The organism is Afipia clevelandensis ATCC 49720, assembly GCF_000336555.1.
GTDB classification, from domain to species: domain Bacteria; phylum Pseudomonadota; class Alphaproteobacteria; order Rhizobiales; family Xanthobacteraceae; genus Afipia; species Afipia clevelandensis.
Map to the genome: position 1 here is coordinate 1,643,440 of NZ_KB375281.1, position 18,097 is coordinate 1,661,536.

Consider the following 18,097-nt stretch of genomic DNA (forward strand, 5'->3'; position numbering starts at 1 on the left):
AGCCGGAATCCCGCGCGAAGAACACGAAACGCAGAACCCCGGCAGCGATGCCGGGGTTGGCCTGCAGCAGTTGACCGATCAGGCCGCTTTTGTCTCCGCTTGATCGAATGCTGAAATATGGCTCGCCTCGCGCAGCTTTGTCTCCGCGATGACATCTGTCAGCCTGTCCAGCGGCGCGGGCTTCGCCATGAGATAGCCCTGCCCTTCCTTGCATCCTTCGCGCATGAGAAACGTCCGCTGCGCAAGCGTCTCGATGCCTTCCGCGAGAACGGGGACATTGAGACTCGCGCCGAGCGCCAGCACGGTGCGGACGATGGCAACGGCGGACATGTCGTCCGGCAGCTTGCGCACGAACGATTGATCCAGCTTGATCTTGTCGAAAGGGAACGCGTGGAGTGTTGCAAGCGACGAATATCCCGTTCCGAAATCGTCCATTGCAATGGCAATGCCCATCGACTTCAGCTTGCGCAGCGTATGAAGCGCGGCGATCTCGTCCTGCATCAGTGTCGATTCAGTCACCTCGACTTCCAGCCGCGACGGAGACAGGCCGGTTTCCAGCAGGATGGAATGTATCTTCTCTGCAAGATCATTCTGCCTGAACTGAATCGGCGAGAGATTGACCGCGACAACGCCCGGAATTTTCCCCGCGGCCGCGTCCTGACATGCCCTGCGCAACGCCCATTCGCCCATGGGAATGATCAACTCAGATTCCTCCGCCAGCGGAATGAAATCCGCCGGCGAAACACATCCCCGCGTGGGATGGACCCAGCGCATCAGCGCTTCAGCGCCCCGGATCGATCCGTCCGCCAGAGACGTCTGGATCTGATAATGCAGGGCAAGTTCATCGTTCTGGATCGCGAAGTGAAGATCCCGCGCCAATGTCCGGCGGTCGCGCGCGAGTTCGTCCATGCCCTGATCGTACTTGCAGATCAATCCGCGCTGCCTGGTCTTCCCGCGATGCATCGCAAGCTTGGCCTGACTGAGCAGGTGATCGCGCTCCGGGGTATCGGTCGGAAAGATCGCATAGCCGATGGACGCGGTGAGCTTGACGGGCGTTCCCTTCGCATTGAAAGGCTCGGTCAGCGCCGCGCTGATGCGTTCGGCGAATTCCTGTGCCGTTGCTGGCTGGTTGCCCGACATTTGCAACGCAAGAAACTCGTCGCCGCTCTGGCGCGCCAGAAATTCCCCCGGCCTCAGCATGGCGCGAAGGCGTTCGGCGACCTGAATCAGGACAAGATCGCCCGTGCTGTGTCCGAACACGTCATTGACGTCCTTGAAGCCGTCGATATCGATCGAGAACGCCGCGAGCTTGTGCGCCTTCTCGTGGGCGTCGGACACGTCGAACGCCAGGCGCTCGTTGAATGCAATGCGGTTCGGCAGGCCGGTCATGGTGTCGTTGAACGACAGTTGAAAGATGCGGTCGGCGGCTTCGGTGCGCGACCGCAAATCGATGATGTACGACGAAAATCCGCTGCCGATGACAAGAAGCACCGCGCCCACCACGCCGATCGCGAGCGTATGCGCTGGGATCAGGTTCGGCGGTAACTGGACGGTGGTATCCGGAATCATGCTGTGAGATGCGAGCAGCGTATAGTGCATGGCGCAAATCAGAAACGTCATCACGATGGCCGCGCCGTGGCGGCAGTAACGCGTCACCGGGCGGTTCGCCCGGCTCACCGACAGGGCGCCGAGCCCGAGCCCCAACACAACGCTGATGCCGATGCCGAACCAGCTCCAGTCCACGGTGCCGGCGACATACCATGCTTTCAGGCCGACATAGTGCATGGCGAGGATGCCGGCGCCGACCACCAGTCCTCCGAGTTCGGGAGCAAGCGAGGGCCGCTTGCGGCTGCCGATTTCAAATCCGACGACGCATGTGGCAATGGCGATAAGCAGCGCGCCGGCTGTCGGCGCAAGATCGAAGCCGCTGTGCAGCAGCGGCGCTTGCGACAGGATGGATATGAAGGTCGATGCCCAGAGCGCAGCGCCGGTTCCCAGCGAAGCCATGAACAGCCAGCCGTAGCGCGTCAATCCCTGCGTGGCGCGGGCACGCGCGAAGTGCCGCATGCCGACCCAGGTGCCGAACAGGCAAACGGCGGCGGCGACGAAAATCAAGCCGTGATGATAGACGAACAATAAATTCGTATAATCAAACATCGCAGTCTCCGGCGATTACCAGAGACTATACGTGTTAAGCCTGAGTATCCGGGACACGCCTCGCCGGAATTGGGTGGAATAGCGTTTCCAATCAATGAACAGCCTCGGCAGCGGTGAGCTTGGGCCATTAATCTATTGCAGGCTTTTGTTCCTATTCATCTCCCGATGAGGGGCGTTTCGCGATTCGTCACGGTGCGCCAGGCGGGATGCGGTGGCCGCGTGCGGTGTTCGATTCGCCGGATACGCATGAAACCTGTTTCTTTGGACAGATCGTGCGCGGACAGCGATGATCAGCGGGTGGCAAAGAAGGGCGGCGCGGCTGCTCCGGCGATGCCGGGCGGCGGCATGGACTTCTAAGTCCATTCGTTCAAGCAGGTATCAGAATACAAAACCCCGGCGGCGATGCCGGGGTTTTTGTTTTGCCTGCCCTTCATACCCAAGAGTATCTTTTACAGGACGCAGCGAGAAAGGGAGACGGACTTTGGGGAGACCGGACGAACCCTATTACATCGTAGTCGTTGAGACGTATCGCATCTCTGGTTCTGGGCTACACGGAGACATTCATGTTCGACCCACGAAGGGAGAGAAATTTCCGCAAACTATGCACGTCCGCTTTCCGCGGAAGGTCAGGCACGCACATCCCGTCGGAACACGATTTCGCGTTTACGCAAAGCTTACGGATAAGGAAGGCGGAAATCCTTTCCTCCACACCAACCATGCGGCGACTATGAAGTTTTGGACGACTAAGTTCTCTAGAAATTCGAGGAAATATGTTTAAGCGACGAACACTATTCGTTGTGGGTGCTGGCGCCAGCCAAGAAGTCGGATTTCCGGTTGGGACACAGCTAGCCAGAGCGATTGGGGAAAAGCTTCAAACTCACATCGATTACAACGAACGCGTCCACTATTTCGAAGATCGCACACTATTCCAGGAGCTTCGTCGGCATCGACATGGCCTGGACATTGCCGCGTATGTAAGCGCTGCAGCAACGATAAATGAAGGAGTCCACCTCGCGAATTCCATCGACGATTTTCTGAATATTCATAGCGGCGATGCTGCCCTTATTGAATTAGGCAAAGCCGCAATTGTTCAAGCCATCTTAGATGCGGAACAACGCAGCACGCTTTTCGTCGACCCATCCAATATTTACAATAAGATGGACTTCAACAAAATTGAAAACACTTGGTTTGTAAAATTGATGCGAGTTCTTGGCTCGGGTGGCAATCCAACCAACGTGAAAGAAATCTTTTCGACAGCGGCGTTTATCATCTTCAATTATGATCGATGCATAGAGCATTTTCTCATACACGCGTTACAAGCTCTCTATGCAATTTCACGCCAAGAAGCATCTGAGATCGTAACGCAGATTACTATTATCCATCCCTATGGGAAAATAGGGGAGCTTGATCGCATTCCGTTTGGAAACGACGGCTTACCAACAGCCAGTTATTTCAATCTTGCGAGGTCAATAAAAACGTATACTGAACGATTAGAACAAGAGGCCGAGCTAGATAGAATTCGAGCTGAAATGCGAGATGCGGATTGCATCGTATTTCTTGGGTTTTCTTATTTAGAGCAAAATCTCGAAGTCGTTCGACCTACCCGTCAGATGCGCCGAAAGCCAATCTTTGGCACCGCTTATGGGATGTCTACTAGCGATAGAGATGTCACGGACAGTCAGTTGGAAAAGATGTTCGTCCCATCGCAATATATTGATCCAAACCCCTTCATCGAACTGAACAATGAAGTGAAATGTTCTCAGTTTTTCGACTTTTATGCGCGATCTTTGAGTGCGCCTAAAACCGAAATTGATTGACATTCCGCCTGCGTAGGATTATATTCCATATCGTCCCGCCCCGTCATGAGGGGCGTTTCGCGATCGTCACGATACGCGGGGCGGGATGCGGTGGCCGCGTGCGGTGTTCGATGCGCGGGCTGATTGATCGGGCGCACTCCTGAAAGGGAGCGGCGCTTTTTTATTCGGCCCGGGCTGACGACCACGCCGTATCGCGGACGGCCCAAAGCGCGATATCCCGGTGCCTCGCCTGGCGCCATGGGGCATCGCCAATGTTCTCTCCTCGTACAGAGGGAGAGCGGCGGCGTGGAAGTCCCCTGGAGCGATGATCACCTCAGGGTCGGTCGTCGGGGGTTTTCGCGAAGCAAGCCGTTCCAACCATTGCGTGCGGAACGCCGGATGAAGCGGCGTGACCGTGGTGACTACGCTCGTGTGCTTTTTTGTTTTGCACACGGGGCTGCGGATGCGTTTGCGCATCCGGCGTTCCGCGCGCCCTCATTGAAGGGCAGGCGATGAAAAGATTACGGGCGCCCCCGCGCCGTCATAACAATAGGGGTAATGGCGCTTGTCTTTGCGCGAATGGGGCAAGCCCCAAGCGCGCTTGGCTGTTTGAAAATTGAATCTGGATGCGAAGATTGTGCACAATGTTGCCTGATCCACAATCGTCATACGCGGGCTTGACCCGCGTATCCATCACTCAAGAAAGATGGATGGCCGGGTCAAGCCCGGCCATGACGAACTGCGAATTTGAACAAGCTGACGGCAAGACCTTCGCCGGGACGACGCGGAGAGAGCCCCTCACCCGCTCGCCATAGCGAGCCGAAGACGCGCATGAATGCGCTTACGGCTCGCGAACTCTCCCCGTCGGAACGGGGTGAGGTGGACAACCCCTCAGTCCTTCAAACTCGCGACCACCACCAGGCGGCGGACTTCGCCGCGCTGATAGGCCTTGAGGAAGGCGTCGTAATTCTTGAACGAGACGCAGCCGTTGGAGTCGCCGTTGGGGCCCAGCATGTAGGTGTGCGCCAGCAGTCCGGTGCGGCCGTGGATCGCGGCCTCGCCGCCCACCGGCGTCAGGCGCAGCGCCGCCACGCCGTGAAACAGCGCCTCGCGCGGCTTGAGCGTGTAGATGTGCGGCGGCGTCGCGCCGTGCATGCGCACGTTGACATAGCGCGGGTCGTCGAGCTTGGAGCCGAGGCCCGAATGCGCCTCAAGCTTGGTGCCGTCCGGCATGTACACCGTGCGCGCGGTGATGTCGTAGATCGCGGTCACCTTGTCGTCGTCGCTGGTGCCCGCCGGCGTCTTCGCGGTGCCGTCGCTCATCACGCCGCCGTCGGAGCCGGCATAGGCCAGCACCGGGCCGGGCTCGGGCTTCTTGCCGAACAGGCGGTCGAACAGGCTCGGCGTCTTGGAGGCCATCGCGGCGAGCGCGGCGTTCTTGGCACGCTCCACCATCTCCGAATGGCCGGGCTTGACCCGGCTGGTTTGCGCGAACTTGAAATCGGCGGGGCGCGATGCGGGCAGCGGCACGGCTTTCGCCACGCGCGTCGGCGCCTGCGGCGGCAGCGCGACTTCCGGCGCGGCGTTGGCGATCTCGGCCTGCGACGGCGCAGCGCGCTGCGCATCGGGCGCGGCCACGACGGTCGGCCTGAACGCCACCGGCGGCGCGCCGAGCGAATGGGTCACGTCCATCAGCGCGGCGTAATTCTTCTGCTCGACGGTGAGCGCGGGCGCCTCTTCATGCGCCGGGATCATCGCAGCGAAGCGGTCGGTGAACGCCTGCTGGTCGAGGCCATCGGCGGCCGAGACGAACACCACGCGGGTGTCGCGCGAGGCGAGTTCATATGTGGCGCTGAACGGATTGCCGCCGAACACGTTGCTGTAGAGCGTCCAGCCGCAGGCCAGCGTCACGAAGGCGATGGCGGCGAGGCCTGCCGCATTCAACGGGCTGGACGGTCGCGAGAAACGACCGTGGGTGTGGGCTGTGTAGCCGGTACGCGCAACAGAACTGGTACTCATACGCCTTGCATCCAGAACAATCCCACCCTGTCGTTCCGGCTGCGTTCGGCAATTCATGCGCGAACGGCGCATGCGAAAGCAGGCCAGCAGTTGTCATGCGGAGCTTGGAGTTCCCCACGCGACATCTCGCAAAGGTGCGGAGCGGCATTAAGGCGACTTTTAGTTAAATGCGGATTAAGTCCCGGCAGATGTATGGCAAATCGTAAAGCCGGGTTCCCGTCAGTCGTCGTCATCGTCCTCGGGCGGTGGCGGCGGCGGCATCCGGCGGGGCGGTTGCGCGCCGGCGCGCGGCGGCGTCTGGGTCACCACGCGCGGCGGATAAAACACCGCGTAACAGGCCGGGCTCAGGCGCGGTCCGGAATTGCGCAGGCAATCGGTGATGCGGTCGGCATCGGGAATGTATTGCCCGCACAGGCGCATGGCGTCGGGCGTGCAGGCCTCGCGTTCCTGCTCGGTTCCCTGCGCGAAAGCGGGGTCCGCGCAGACGGCAACAGCGATCGCGATCAACGCAGCCTTGCCCATGGATGTCTCCCTGGATGGACCGATGGTACGGGGCCAACTCAATGCCCGTCAAAGCCGTTCCCGCATCATTTCTGCGCATTGCGCGCAAATCATGAGCGAAGCGTGACGGTTTTGAATGAGAGACGCGGCGGGTTCAGACCGGCCCGCCAAGCTCCGGCGGCTTTCTGCGATCGAGCACCTCACCGCGCGGATCTTCGAGCAGATCCGCCTGATAGGTCTCGACCGCAACGCCGCTGCGCTTGCGGGACAGGTCGGCGAGTTTTTCGACCCGCGCATAGTTGGCGCGCGGCGGAGTTATCCCGCCGACAGGACCGATCAGGATCGCCCTGCCCTTCAAGAGATTCGCGTCGGGCTCATCCAGGAAGGTCCAGCGATAGCGCTGCTGATACTGCGCGACGCAGGTGCCCTTCGGCAGATAGAACATCAGCCAGGACGTGGTGCCGTAATCCGCCGCCATCACGCAATTCGCGTCATGTTTGATGCGCAGCGCTTCGATCTCCTGCGCCATCTGCGGCCAGCCCACGCCGACGCTACGCACGGTGGCGTCGCGGCGAAAGCCGGTGAACAGTCCGGTATTGGTCTGCACGATCAGCACCACGAACAGCGCAACGCCGACCGGCAGCGCGAGCTTGCGCGACCGGTTCATGGTCCGCTGCTCACGCGGATTCCATGTCGTGCCCCATGCCGCATAGGCCGCAGCTACGGCGAATGCGGGATAGATCGGTCCGAGCCAGTTGGCCTCGACGCGGGCATGCAGCGAATGCCAGACGAAGTAGAGGAAGATCATCCACACGCTGATGCTGACCAGCGCGGCGCCCGCAGCGTTCCTCGCCCTCCCCTTCGCCAGCGCATACAGCCCGAACACGCCGAGGATGAAGACCGACGGCGTCGCGAATGCGAACTGCGTCGGGATCATCTCGCCGAGATACTTCAGTGTGATGCCCTCGACACGCGCGCGGCCGATCTGCTTGATCAGCGACACCCATTCGTGATCGGCATTCCACAGGATCACCGGCGCGAAGATCGCGAAGGCGACGACGCCGCCGAGATAGGGCCATGGCGAGGCCAGCCAGCGCCGCTGGTCCTTCATCAGCAGCAGCCACAGCAGAATCTGCGCGCCGAAGAACAGCGCGGTGTACTTCGACAGCAGGCCGCATCCGACCGCAACGCCGACCGCGAGCCACCAAACCCCGCGGCCGCTTTGCCAGACCTTGGCAAGCGTATAGAGGACGAAGCTCGCGGCCACGATCAGCGGCGCATCCGGCGTGACAATGGTCGTGCCGACCGACGCCATCAGCGTGGCATTGAGAAAGATCGCCGACGCGGCTGCGATGCGGGCATCGGCAAACAGGATTTGAGCGGCGCGATAGATCGCCCAGCTCATCGGCAGTGCGAGCAGGGTCGACACCATCCGCACGCCGAAGCCGGTGTCGCCCGCGATCATGATGCCGAGACGGATCACCACCGCCACCATCGGCGGATGATCGTAATAGCCGCCGGACAGATGCTTCGCCCATGTCCAGTAGTAGGCTTCGTCAAAGGTCAGCGGCGTGACCGCGGCCGCGATCAGGCGAAGCACCACAAGCGCGGCCACGGTGATGATCGTGCCGCGGGCCAGCTTCGCCTCGGAGGAGATCATTTTGCGCGCCAGACGAAGAGACTGGAGACGCCGTAATTCCAGACCACGCCCATCAGCGCACCGGCGACGCCCGCCAGCCACCAGATCGGCTCCTGATCGAAAACGGTCGCCGCAACGCCAACATTGGCAAGCAGGCCGACACTGCAAACCAGATAGAACAGGAGCAACCCACGCAGCAAGGCAAAGCCCTTCAAACGCTGATCGCGATAGGTCAGCCGGTTGTTGAGAAGGAAGTTTCCGGTCATCGCGACGAACGCGGCGAGACCCTGCGCCTCCGCGAACGGCACCTTGAGCGCGAGCGCGGAGTAAAGGGTGAGCAAATGCACGCCGAGGCCAACACCGCCGACCAGCGCGAACAGCAGAAAGCGCAGCGACACCAGATCGCCGGTCATCTTGGCCAGCACCAGTCCGAGGAAGTCGAGCACCACCATCGAGTCCAGCTTGCTCTCGCCATGCAGCCGTGCGCCGAACGAAAACGGCACTTCGACAATGCGGAGCTTTCCGCCGGCGGTTGCAATGATGTCGAGCAGAATCTTGAAGCCCTGAACCGAAAGCGACGGCGCAAGCTGCTCGAAGCGGTCGCGGCGGAGCATGAAGAAGCCGCTCATTGGATCGGCGACCTCGATATGCAGCAGCTTTTTGGCGATGTTGGTCGCGAACACGCTGCCGCCGAGGCGCGTGCTGCCGAAGCTGCCGGTGTCGCCGCCACTGACATAGCGGCTGCCGACCACGAGTTCAGCCTGCCCGGCTTGCAGGATTTCGAGCATCTTGGGCAGGCGGGTTTCGTCGTGCTGCAGGTCGGCGTCCATCACCGCGACGTAGGGCGCGGATGAGGCCAGAATTCCCTCGATGCAGGCGCCGGACAAGCCGCGGCGGCCGATGCGGCGGATACAGCGCACGCGGGAATCGGTCTGGGCCAGTTGCCGCGCCACCTCCCAGGTCCCGTCGGGAGAATTGTCATCGACAAAGATGACTTCCCACGCGATTCCGGCCAGCGCGGCGTCCAGCTTTGCGAAAAGCCGGGGGACGTTGTCGCGCTCTTTGAAAGTAGGCACCACAACGCACAATTGACGCGCGGGCGCCGCCTCGGGTGAGATGGCCTCAGTCATGGGCCCCAGCGTATATCCGGGGTCACCGACGATGCCAAGCCGCCCTCCCGCAACACGCTTCATATGAAGTATATGGGAAAGCGGGTGGCTATCGGCCTCGAAAGGTCCAGAAATGCCAACGACCACGGAGGGAGCCGGTGAGACTCAAGGCAGCGCGTACATCCGGCGCGCTCAACATCTCACGGCGTCTTCTCGTGGTCGTTCCGGCAATGGAGCTTAAAGGCTGCAACATCGCCGTTAGAAGCTAAATAGGTATGGGTCCGGCCTTCCGCAAGGGCCCCAGGGAACGCAGGAAAATGGCAAAAAAGGCAGGCCAAATTTATATCGGTATCGGCGGATGGACCTTCGCGCCTTGGCGCGGCGTGTTCTATCCGGAGAAGCTGGCGCAATCGAAGGAGCTGTCCTACGCCGCCTCCAAGCTGACCTCGATCGAGATCAACGGCACCTATTATGGGTCGCAGAAGCCTGAAAGTTTCCGCAAATGGGCCAGCGAGGTCCCGGACGGCTTCATCTTTTCGGTCAAGGGCCCGCGTTTCGCCACCAACCGGCGGGTTCTGGCCGAGGCCGGCGACTCCATCAAACGATTCTATGAATCAGGCGTCACGGAGATGGGTGACCGGCTCGGCCCGGTGCTATGGCAGTTTGCGCCGACCAAAAAGTTCGACGAAGCCGATTTCGGCGCCTTCCTTGACCTGTTGCCGCGCACGTTCGGCGGCGTCGCCCTGCGCCATGTGGTCGAAGTCCGTCATGACAGTTTCTGCAACCCGGATTTCATCGCGCTGTTGCGCAGGCACAATGTCGCGGTGGTCTATGCCGATCATCTCAAATACCCGGCAATTTCCGACATAACCGCCGATTTCGTTTACGCCCGGCTGCAGACCGGCAAGGATACGGTCAAGACCGCCTACCCGCCCAAGGAGTTGGATGCGTGGGCGAAGCGGTTGACTCTCTGGTCGCAGGGCGGCGAGCCCGGTGACTTGCCCCGCTTCGACAAAGCATCGGCAAAGAAAGTGCCGCGCGACGTCTTCGCTTACGTGATCCACGAAGGGAAGATTCGCGCGCCGGCCGGCGCCATGGAATTGATCGAACGGGTGAAGTGACCAATCGAGCGTGAGGCGCGCAGCGCCGGGAGACCCCATGGCCAAAGCCAGGAAACTTTTCACCATCGGCTATGAGCAGACGCCGGCGAAAGCTGTGCTCGATGAACTGCAGCACGCCGGGGTCAAGCTGCTGGTCGACGTGCGCGCCATCGCGTCGTCACGCCGGCCCGGCTTCTCCAAAAGCCAGCTCGCGGCGGGCCTCGATGAGCGCGGTATTTCCTACATCCATCTTCGCGGTCTCGGCACGCCGAAGGAAGGCCGCCTCGCGGCGCGCAGCGGAGATATGAAAGCGTTGTCGAAAATCTATCACGCCCACCTCAAGACCCCGCAGGCGCGCGGCGAGATGGACGAACTGGCCGCGCTGGTGATGAAGGCCGGACCGGTCTGCATTCTCTGCTATGAGCGCGACCACAACGTCTGCCACCGCAAGTTCATCGCCGAGATCATCGAGGAGCGCGAGGGCGTGAAAATCGAAGACCTCGTTGCCCCGCAGATCTGAGTTATCCACAGGCCCCCCGCCGTATCTTCCGGACCTGTTCCCGGGGTGTTCGCGGCCCGTTCGCTAGACGAACCTCCCCTTCGGCGTTCTAATTCCTAGGTAGTTTTACGTAAGCATTTCAGTGCGGGGCTTGGGGGCTCCATGCGTTGCGTCGGGAAGGTGTACGCGTTTGGCGTCGCCGTTGCCGCACTGCTTGGCGGCAGCTCCCCCACTATTGCCGATCCCCTCACCGGTCTTTTGCCCGCGGCGAGCCAGCTTAGTGGCGGCGCCTATCCGGAAAAATTTCTCTACTTCAGCGGCTTCGATCTGTGGCGCAGCGGCGGTTCGTTCTATGGCGGCGTGCAATGGGCGCCCGGCGGCCTCGACCAGGATGGCTTCACGCTCAAACTGCTGATTGCCGAAGGCACCTATCGCTATCTCTCGGGAGGCACGGATATTCGCGGCACCGGCCTGCTGGCATCAATTCTTCCCGGCTGGCGGGTGAAGCGCGGAAATTTCGAGATCAAGGTGTTTGCTGGTCTCGATCTGCAGAACCATCGCTTCTCACCGGACGATCCCGGCAACGGCCTGCGAGGAAATCACGCGGGTCTGCGCGTCGGCGCGGACCTGTGGTGGGAGCCGACGCCAACCCTGATGATCGCATCGTCGATCTCGGGATCGACGATCGGCACCAATTTCAGCATTCGCGGCGCTGCCGGCTGGCGTGTTGAGGACCGTTTCTGGGCGGGACCGGAAATCGAAACATCCGGCGATCAGGTCTATCGCCAGTACCGGATCGGCGCCCATATCACCTCGCTGAAATGGTCCGCGTTTGAATGGTCGCTCGGCGCGGGCTATGTTGCGGACAACAGTGATCGTTCCGGTCTTTATGCACGTCTCAGCGTACTGACCCGCCGCTAAAGCCGGACCTCAGCGACCACGAAAGTCTAATGCACCACGGGTTGAACGGTATGACCCGCATCATACTGTAAAAGCCTGCTCCCGATTGTCCGCCAGGAATACGAAATGATTTCCGCATGGGTTTCCGCCCGCCTTGCCGCTCGCGGCATCCACTACGGCTGGATCATGGTCGCCGTGACATTTTTCACGGCGCTCATTAGTTCGGCGTCGGTCGGCGCACCGGGCGTCTTCATCCTGCCGCTGGAAAAGGAATTCGGCTGGAGCACCACGCAGATTTCGTCGGCGCTCTCGATCCGCCTGCTGCTGTTTGGCCTGATGGCCCCCTTCGCCGCCGCGCTGATGGTGCGCTTCGGCTTGCGCAATGTCGTGATGTCGGCGCTCACGATCATAGCCGTCGGCCTGCTTGCCTCGCTGGCGATGACGCAAGCCTGGCATCTGATCGCGCTGTGGGGATTCGTGGTCGGGTTCGGCACCGGCATGACGGCGATGGTGCTAGGCGCAACCGTCGCGACGCGCTGGTTCGTCGCGCATCGCGGACTGGTGGTTGGCATCCTGGCGGCCAGCGTTGCCACCGGACAGCTCATCTTTCTTCCCATCATGGCCTATCTCACCGAGGCTTATGGCTGGCGTGTGGCGCTCGGCACGATGTGCGTGATGCTCGCCCTTGCCGCGCTTAATGCGCTGCTGTTCATGACCGACCGGCCATCGGACCTCGGGCTGCGTCCTGTCGGGGATGACGACACGGCCCCGGCCGCTCCGGCGCCCGCCGCCAACTCGATCGTCGCGGCGGCTTTCTCGGCGCTACGCGATGCCTCGAAGACCCGGGTATTCTGGATTCTGTTCGGCACGTTCTTCATCTGCGGCGCGAGCACGAATGGACTGGTGCAGACTCACCTCATTCCGATGTGCGCGGACTACGGCATTCCGGCAACCACCTCCGCGAGCCTGCTGGCAGCGATGGGCATTTTCGATTTCTTCGGAACCATCATCTCCGGCTGGCTGTCGGACCGCTACAGCAACCGCTGGCTGCTGTTCTGGTATTACGGCCTGCGCGGACTGTCGCTGATCTTCCTGCCGTTCACCGATTTCTCGTTCTATGGACTGTCGCTGTTCGCGGTGTTCTATGGACTCGACTGGATCGCGACGGTGCCGCCCACGGTGAAGCTGACGGCCAAGCATTTCGGGCCGGAGCGCGCCGCCATGGTGTTCGGGTGGATCTTCGTCGGCCATCAGCTTGGCTCGGCCAGCGCAGCGTTCGGCGCGGGCCTCACCCGCACACTGTACGAGACCTATCTTCCGGCGTTCTTCGCGGCCGGAATCCTCTGCCTGATCGCAGCGACGGTGCTGATGCTGGTTCGATCCAATCCGAAAGCGGCAGCCGCATAGCAGACTCAGCCGAGACGCCAGACCGCCATCGGCGTCTCGTAGCCCTTCACCGGCACCTCGCCCAGCGAGACCGCGTCCTTGCACGCATCGCCGAGCGTGTCGCGGACGACGGACGAAATCAGCAATCGCGAGTTGAATTCCTTGTTCAGGGATTCAAGGCGCGAGGCGAAATTCACCGTATCGCCGATCACCGTATATTCCTTGCGGCGGGGCGATCCGACGCTACCGGCGACGACATCGCCGAAATGCAGCCCGATGCCGATGCGAAGCGGCCAGCTATTGCGTTCGTTGTCCCGATCCATGGCCGTCAGCATTTCGCGCGCCGCCGCCACGGCATGTTGGGTTGCGTCCGCGGTTTCAAAAGGTGCACCGAACAGCGCGAGAAACCCGTCACCCATGAACTTGTTCACGATGCCGCCATGACGATCGACGATCTCGACAAGCACGGCGAATGCGCCGTCCAGCCGATCGACCACCTCCTGCGGACTGTGAACCCGTGCTGCTGCCGTAAAGCTCCGGAAGTCGACAAACATCACGGCCACGCGGCGAATATCGCTCGCCGTGCTGGTCCCTTCCGCCATCAGCCGCTCGACCACCTGCGGCGAGACGTGCTGGCCGAACAGGTTGGTCACGCGGTCGCGCGCGGTGGCCGCAATGATGCTCTTCTCGAACTGCCGCCGCAATTGAACACCGACAGCGCCAGCGAGGATGCCGCAGATGAATACGACAAGACTTCGGATGACATGATAGTCAACCGCCGGCGGCGCATCCGGATAATAGAACAGCGCCATGCCCAGCAGTTCGATCGCCGCAACGAAACCAGTGAAAGTGGAAAGCCAGAAATCGAGCCGCAGCGTCGAGAGAATAATGAAGATGAAATAGCACAGCGGCCCGACATACCCGAGACCCTGAACCGAGCCCATATTGTTGATATGGAGCGCCAGGGCGATGGTCGGAATGCTGGTCTCGATGAAGACGCTGGCATAGCGCCGGAACACCGGAAGATCGCCCTCGCGCTGAAGCTGCCGCTTGACCATCGCATGAACGAACAGCTCGAACAGAATAAACGGAACCAGAATCGCATAGAGATAGACCGGCTTGAAATTTCCGTGCCAGAGCTGATTCAGTTGATCAGGTGCGACGACGTAAAACAGCCAAAGAACGACGGTGAAAAGCGCGGTCGTTGCGATCAGCGCCTTGATCCGGAGCAATTCAGTCTGGAGAATTTCCCGCGTCAGCGTCCGCCGGAAGTCTTTCGACACCGTTTCGCTTTCGGTCTTCCCCGTCCACGTCCCAAGCCAGCCCATGCCTGCCCCATCGCGTTGCACGTTGCGTCAAAGGATACAGGATTACAGGCCGCGCTCAATCCAGCGTTCGCCTGAATCGCGTCACCGCGATGGTCATGGCGAACAGTACCAGCACGCACAAAGCAATGGCATCATACTGCAGGTTTTCCAGCGATGCGCCCTTGAGCATGATGGCGCGGACGATCCGGATATAATGGGTGAGCGGCAACGCCTCCCCGATCCACTGCGCCCAGACCGGCATGCCGGCGAACGGAAACATGAAGCCGGACAGCAATATGTTCGGCAGGAAGAACATCATCGACATCTGCATGGCCTGAAGCTGGTTCTGCGCGATGGTCGAGAATGTATAACCGATCGAGAGGTTCGCCGCGATGAACAGCGTCGACAGCACCGCAAGCACACCGATGCTGCCGAGGATCGGCACCCCGAACAGCAGCGTTCCGATGCCGATGATGATCGTCGCCTGCAGGAATCCCACCAGCACATAGGGAATGATCTTGCCGAGCATCACCTCGACCGGCGTGATCGGCATCGCCAGCAGGTTTTCCATCGTGCCGCGCTCGATCTCGCGGGTGACGGACAGTGCCGTGAATATCAGCATGGTCATGGTGAGGATGGTGCCGACCAGACCGGGCACGATGTTGAGCCGGGATTCGGCGGCAGGATTGTAGCGGGCGTGGGCACGGATCTCGAACGGCATCTCTGGCGGATCGCCCACCTGCAGATCATGCGCCAGCGCCGTCTGCACGATCTGCCCCAGCGCTCCGAGCGCCGAGCCGGAGGCGACGGGATCGGTGGCATCCGCCGCCACCAGCAGCGCGGGCCTGTCGCCGCGCCGGACGCCGCGCTCGAAGCCGCGCGGAATTTCGACGCCGAACAGCACCTTGCCTGATTCCAGCAGGCTGTCGAATTCGGCGACGGTGTGAACCTGTTGCGTGAACCGGAAATACGCCGTGTTCTGCAGCGCTTTCAGAATCGAACGTCCGAGGTCGCTGTCTTCCTGCAGCAGCACCGCGGTCGGCAGATGGCGCGGCGTGGTATTGATGGCGTAGCCGAACAGCAGAAGCTGCATGATCGGCAGCATCACGATCATGGCGAAGGACACGCGGTCGCGGCGAAGCTGGAGGAATTCCTTCACCAGCATCGCATAAGTGCGCTGCCAGAAACCGCGCATGCCGCCATTGGTGGTTTCAGTTGCACTCATTGGAAGTTATCCTTGGCGCGGCCCATCAACTCGATGAAGACATCTTCGAGCGACGGTTCGGATTTGTGCCAGACGGTGCCGTTGCCCGATTTGTACGGCGCGATCGCGCGCTCCAGCGCGGCTTCATCGCGGCCGGACACATGCAGGCTGGTCCCGAACGGTGCGACCATATCGATGCCCGGCTGATCAACAAGATCGGTCGCCAGCTTGTTCAGGCCTTCCCCGGTCACCGTGTAGGTGGTCAGCGCCGATTTGGCGATGACCTCTTCCACCGTGCCATGCGCAAGCAGATTGCCATAGGCGATATAGGCGATCTCATGACAGCGCTCCGCCTCGTCCATGTAGTGCGTCGAGACAAGCACGGTCAGCCCCTCCGCCGCGAGCGCATGAATCTCGTTCCAGAACTCGCGGCGAGCTTTCGGATCGACGCCAGCCGTCGGCTCGTCGAGCAGAAGCAGTTGCGGGTTCGGCAAGGTGCATGCGCCGAGCGCCAGCCGCTGCTTCCAGCCGCCGGAGAGTTCACCGGCCAGTTGCTCCTCGCGTCCGGTCAAGCCGATGCGCTTGATCATCTCGCGTGCGGCCTCGCGCGGGTCGTCGACTCCGTACAGCCGCGCAACGAACTCCAGATTCTCGCGCACCGATAAATCCTGATACAGGCTGAAGCGCTGGGTCATGTAGCCGACATGCCGCTTGATCTTGTCGGCATCGCGCCGGATGTCGTAGCCAAGACAGGTCCCCTCACCGCTGTCCGGTGTCAGCAGGCCGCACAGCATGCGAATGGTCGTGGTCTTGCCGGAGCCGTTCGGGCCGAGAAAGCCGTAAATCGAGCCGCGCTTCACCTGCATCGACAGGTCATGCACCACCTGCCGCCCGTTGAACGACTTCGACAGGCCGTGAACCTCGATCGCGATATCGGACGGAGCGGCAGCCGTGCTCATGGCGCGGCCTTGCTGCCGGTGAAGACGCTGACCGGCTGTCCGACACGCAGGCTGTCCGGCTTGTTCGGCCGCGCCTGGATCAGATATACCAGCTTCGAGCGTTCACTGAGACTGTAGATCACCGGCGGGGTGTATTCCGCCATGGTGGCGATGAAATAGACTTTGGCCGTGATGTCGTTGGGGCAGCCGTCGCAGGTCACCCGTACCTCCTCGCCGACTTTCATCTTCGGCAGTTCCGGCTCCGGCACATAGAAGCGGACCTTCATGTTGCCGGGCGGCAGGATCGAAATCACCGGACGCTGCGCGGCGACGGTCTCGCCTTCACGGAAATAGATTTGCTGGATGGTGCCGGCGATTGGCGCCTTCATCCGCCGCCGCTCAAGCCGTGTCTGCGACGTATTCACCCGCGCTTCGGCAACACGCAGATTGGCCAGCGCCGTGTCGTAATTCGCCTGCGTGCCCGAACCTGTCTTGCTCAATGCCGCCGCGCGATCAAACGCCTGCTGCGCGTTGGCCAGTGTCGCGTTGCTCTGGTTCAGATCGGCCTGCTGCAGATCGTCATCGACCGCATAGAGCGGCGCACCGACCTCGACGCGGTCGCCTTCGCGGACACTGAGCTTGACCACACGCCCCTGCTCGTCCGGGCTGACAAAGATCATGTCGGCTTCGACCCACCCCTGATAACCGGGGGGCTTCGACTCCCAGCAACCAGCCAGCGACGCGGCGGCCAATATCAGCACGGCAACCCGCGCGGCTTTTCGCGACGCAATCATGCCGCTCTCCCTTCGATAAAAATCAGATCCAGATGAACACGCAGCATCGCCGCGACATCGAGCGGCGCGAGCTTGCCGAACAGCCCCTGCCAGATCACGGAGACAATCATCGGCGCGACCAGAAGTTGCGGAAACTCCGCCAGCTTCGGATCGCGGATTTCACCGCGCGCGATGCCATAGTCGATCAGCTTGCGCATGCCGCCGATGCCATGGGCGATCACTTCGCGATAATAGAACTCGGCGAGTTGCGGAAAGCGCGTGCCTTCGGAAATGATCATGCGAACGATGTCGGCGCGCCGGGTCCCGATCACCTCGCGCGCGAACGTCTCAGCCAGCGCTTCCATCGCCGCGCGCGCCGAGCTCCCGCCAATTCCGATCGGCGGATTGGAAATGCGCACGGTCAGCGGTCCCAGCGCCGTGCGCACCAGTTCCTGAAACAGCGCGTCCTTGTCCTTGAAGTGAAGGTAGATGGTGCCCTTCGCCACACCCGCGCGCTTCGCGACATCGTCGAGGCGGGTTGCGGCAAAACCCTTGGCTGTAAATTCCTCAAGCCCTGCGGCAACGATGGCTGCGCGCCGCTCGGTGGCGCCCATCGCTCGCTTGGATGGGCGCGATGCTGCAGGCTTGCCGGCGGGTGCGCGCGTCTTCGCGCTCCGTCCGGATACTTTCACGGACGCAGGCGCATCCTCGGATGCGTGCTTCGAGGGCCGGATGTCGATCAGGGGGCGTTTTGTCATGGGAAGAATAT

Annotated in this window: 15 protein-coding genes; 5 read left to right on the forward strand and 10 right to left on the reverse strand. The window is 61.4% G+C overall.

Translation table 11 applies throughout. The annotated features are described in order from the left end of the window. Positions 1-78: 78 nt before the first annotated feature. The gene (locus tag HMPREF9696_RS07735) at positions 79-2,157 is read right to left on the reverse strand and encodes a putative bifunctional diguanylate cyclase/phosphodiesterase (RefSeq protein WP_002712416.1); all 2,079 of its coding nucleotides are present in this window, start codon (positions 2,155-2,157) and stop codon (positions 79-81) included. Between the two features lie 797 nt (positions 2,158-2,954). On the opposite strand from HMPREF9696_RS07735, the gene HMPREF9696_RS07740 reads away from it, so the two are divergent. Continuing rightward, a complete protein-coding gene (locus tag HMPREF9696_RS07740; RefSeq protein WP_210161298.1) occupies positions 2,955-3,974 on the forward strand; it encodes a hypothetical protein in 1,020 nt (339 codons plus the stop codon). 870 nt (positions 3,975-4,844) lie between these two features. Here the strand turns inward: HMPREF9696_RS07740 and HMPREF9696_RS07745 are convergent. From HMPREF9696_RS07745 to HMPREF9696_RS07760, 4 genes are all read right to left on the reverse strand, one after another. Further along, positions 4,845-5,972: a DUF2778 domain-containing protein gene (locus HMPREF9696_RS07745; protein WP_002712418.1), complete on the reverse strand. Its 1,128-nt coding sequence runs from the start codon at positions 5,970-5,972 to the stop codon at positions 4,845-4,847. Between the two features lie 219 nt (positions 5,973-6,191). Then, positions 6,192-6,494 (reverse strand): hypothetical protein, encoded by a 303-nt coding sequence (locus HMPREF9696_RS07750; protein WP_002712419.1) that lies wholly within the window; start codon positions 6,492-6,494, stop codon positions 6,192-6,194. 133 nt (positions 6,495-6,627) lie between these two features. Continuing rightward, positions 6,628-8,133 (reverse strand): glycosyltransferase family 39 protein, encoded by a 1,506-nt coding sequence (locus tag HMPREF9696_RS07755; protein WP_002712420.1) that lies wholly within the window; start codon positions 8,131-8,133, stop codon positions 6,628-6,630. Further along, positions 8,130-9,242: a glycosyltransferase gene (locus tag HMPREF9696_RS07760; protein ID WP_040301258.1), complete on the reverse strand. Its 1,113-nt coding sequence runs from the start codon at positions 9,240-9,242 to the stop codon at positions 8,130-8,132. Before HMPREF9696_RS07760 ends, HMPREF9696_RS07755 begins: the two co-directional genes overlap by 4 nt. 296 nt (positions 9,243-9,538) lie before the next feature. Between HMPREF9696_RS07760 and HMPREF9696_RS07765 the strand changes: the two genes are divergently transcribed. From HMPREF9696_RS07765 to HMPREF9696_RS07780, 4 genes are all read left to right on the forward strand, one after another. Next, positions 9,539-10,342, forward strand: a complete 804-nt coding sequence (locus HMPREF9696_RS07765; protein WP_002712422.1) for a DUF72 domain-containing protein — start codon at positions 9,539-9,541, stop codon at positions 10,340-10,342. 37 nt (positions 10,343-10,379) lie between these two features. Then, a complete protein-coding gene (locus HMPREF9696_RS07770) occupies positions 10,380-10,841 on the forward strand; it encodes a DUF488 domain-containing protein (RefSeq protein WP_002712423.1) in 462 nt (153 codons plus the stop codon). Positions 10,842-10,982: 141 nt separating this feature from the next. Further along, positions 10,983-11,741 (forward strand): cellulose biosynthesis protein BcsS, encoded by a 759-nt coding sequence (gene bcsS, locus HMPREF9696_RS07775; protein ID WP_002712424.1) that lies wholly within the window; start codon positions 10,983-10,985, stop codon positions 11,739-11,741. 105 nt (positions 11,742-11,846) lie between these two features. After that, positions 11,847-13,127, forward strand: a complete 1,281-nt coding sequence (locus tag HMPREF9696_RS07780; protein WP_002712425.1) for an MFS transporter — start codon at positions 11,847-11,849, stop codon at positions 13,125-13,127. A gap of 5 nt (positions 13,128-13,132) precedes the next feature. Here HMPREF9696_RS07780 and HMPREF9696_RS07785 read toward each other — a convergent pair whose 3' ends face one another. Genes HMPREF9696_RS07785 through HMPREF9696_RS07805 form a run of 5 tightly spaced genes read right to left on the reverse strand, consistent with a single transcriptional unit; the run spans position 13,133 to position 18,086 of the window. Then, entirely contained in the window at positions 13,133-14,434 is a 1,302-nt protein-coding gene (locus HMPREF9696_RS07785; protein WP_002712426.1) for an adenylate/guanylate cyclase domain-containing protein, read from the reverse strand. A 55-nt stretch (positions 14,435-14,489) separates the two neighbouring features. Further along, positions 14,490-15,638: an ABC transporter permease gene (locus HMPREF9696_RS07790; RefSeq protein WP_002712427.1), complete on the reverse strand. Its 1,149-nt coding sequence runs from the start codon at positions 15,636-15,638 to the stop codon at positions 14,490-14,492. After that, positions 15,635-16,576, reverse strand: a complete 942-nt coding sequence (locus HMPREF9696_RS07795) for an ABC transporter ATP-binding protein (RefSeq protein WP_002712428.1) — start codon at positions 16,574-16,576, stop codon at positions 15,635-15,637. The genes HMPREF9696_RS07790 and HMPREF9696_RS07795 overlap by 4 nt, the downstream gene beginning before the upstream one ends. Continuing rightward, positions 16,573-17,349 (reverse strand): HlyD family secretion protein, encoded by a 777-nt coding sequence (locus HMPREF9696_RS07800; protein WP_002712429.1) that lies wholly within the window; start codon positions 17,347-17,349, stop codon positions 16,573-16,575. The genes HMPREF9696_RS07795 and HMPREF9696_RS07800 overlap by 4 nt, the downstream gene beginning before the upstream one ends. Beyond that, positions 17,346-18,086, reverse strand: a complete 741-nt coding sequence (locus tag HMPREF9696_RS07805; RefSeq protein ID WP_002712430.1) for a TetR/AcrR family transcriptional regulator — start codon at positions 18,084-18,086, stop codon at positions 17,346-17,348. Before HMPREF9696_RS07805 ends, HMPREF9696_RS07800 begins: the two co-directional genes overlap by 4 nt. Positions 18,087-18,097: the final 11 nt, after the last annotated feature.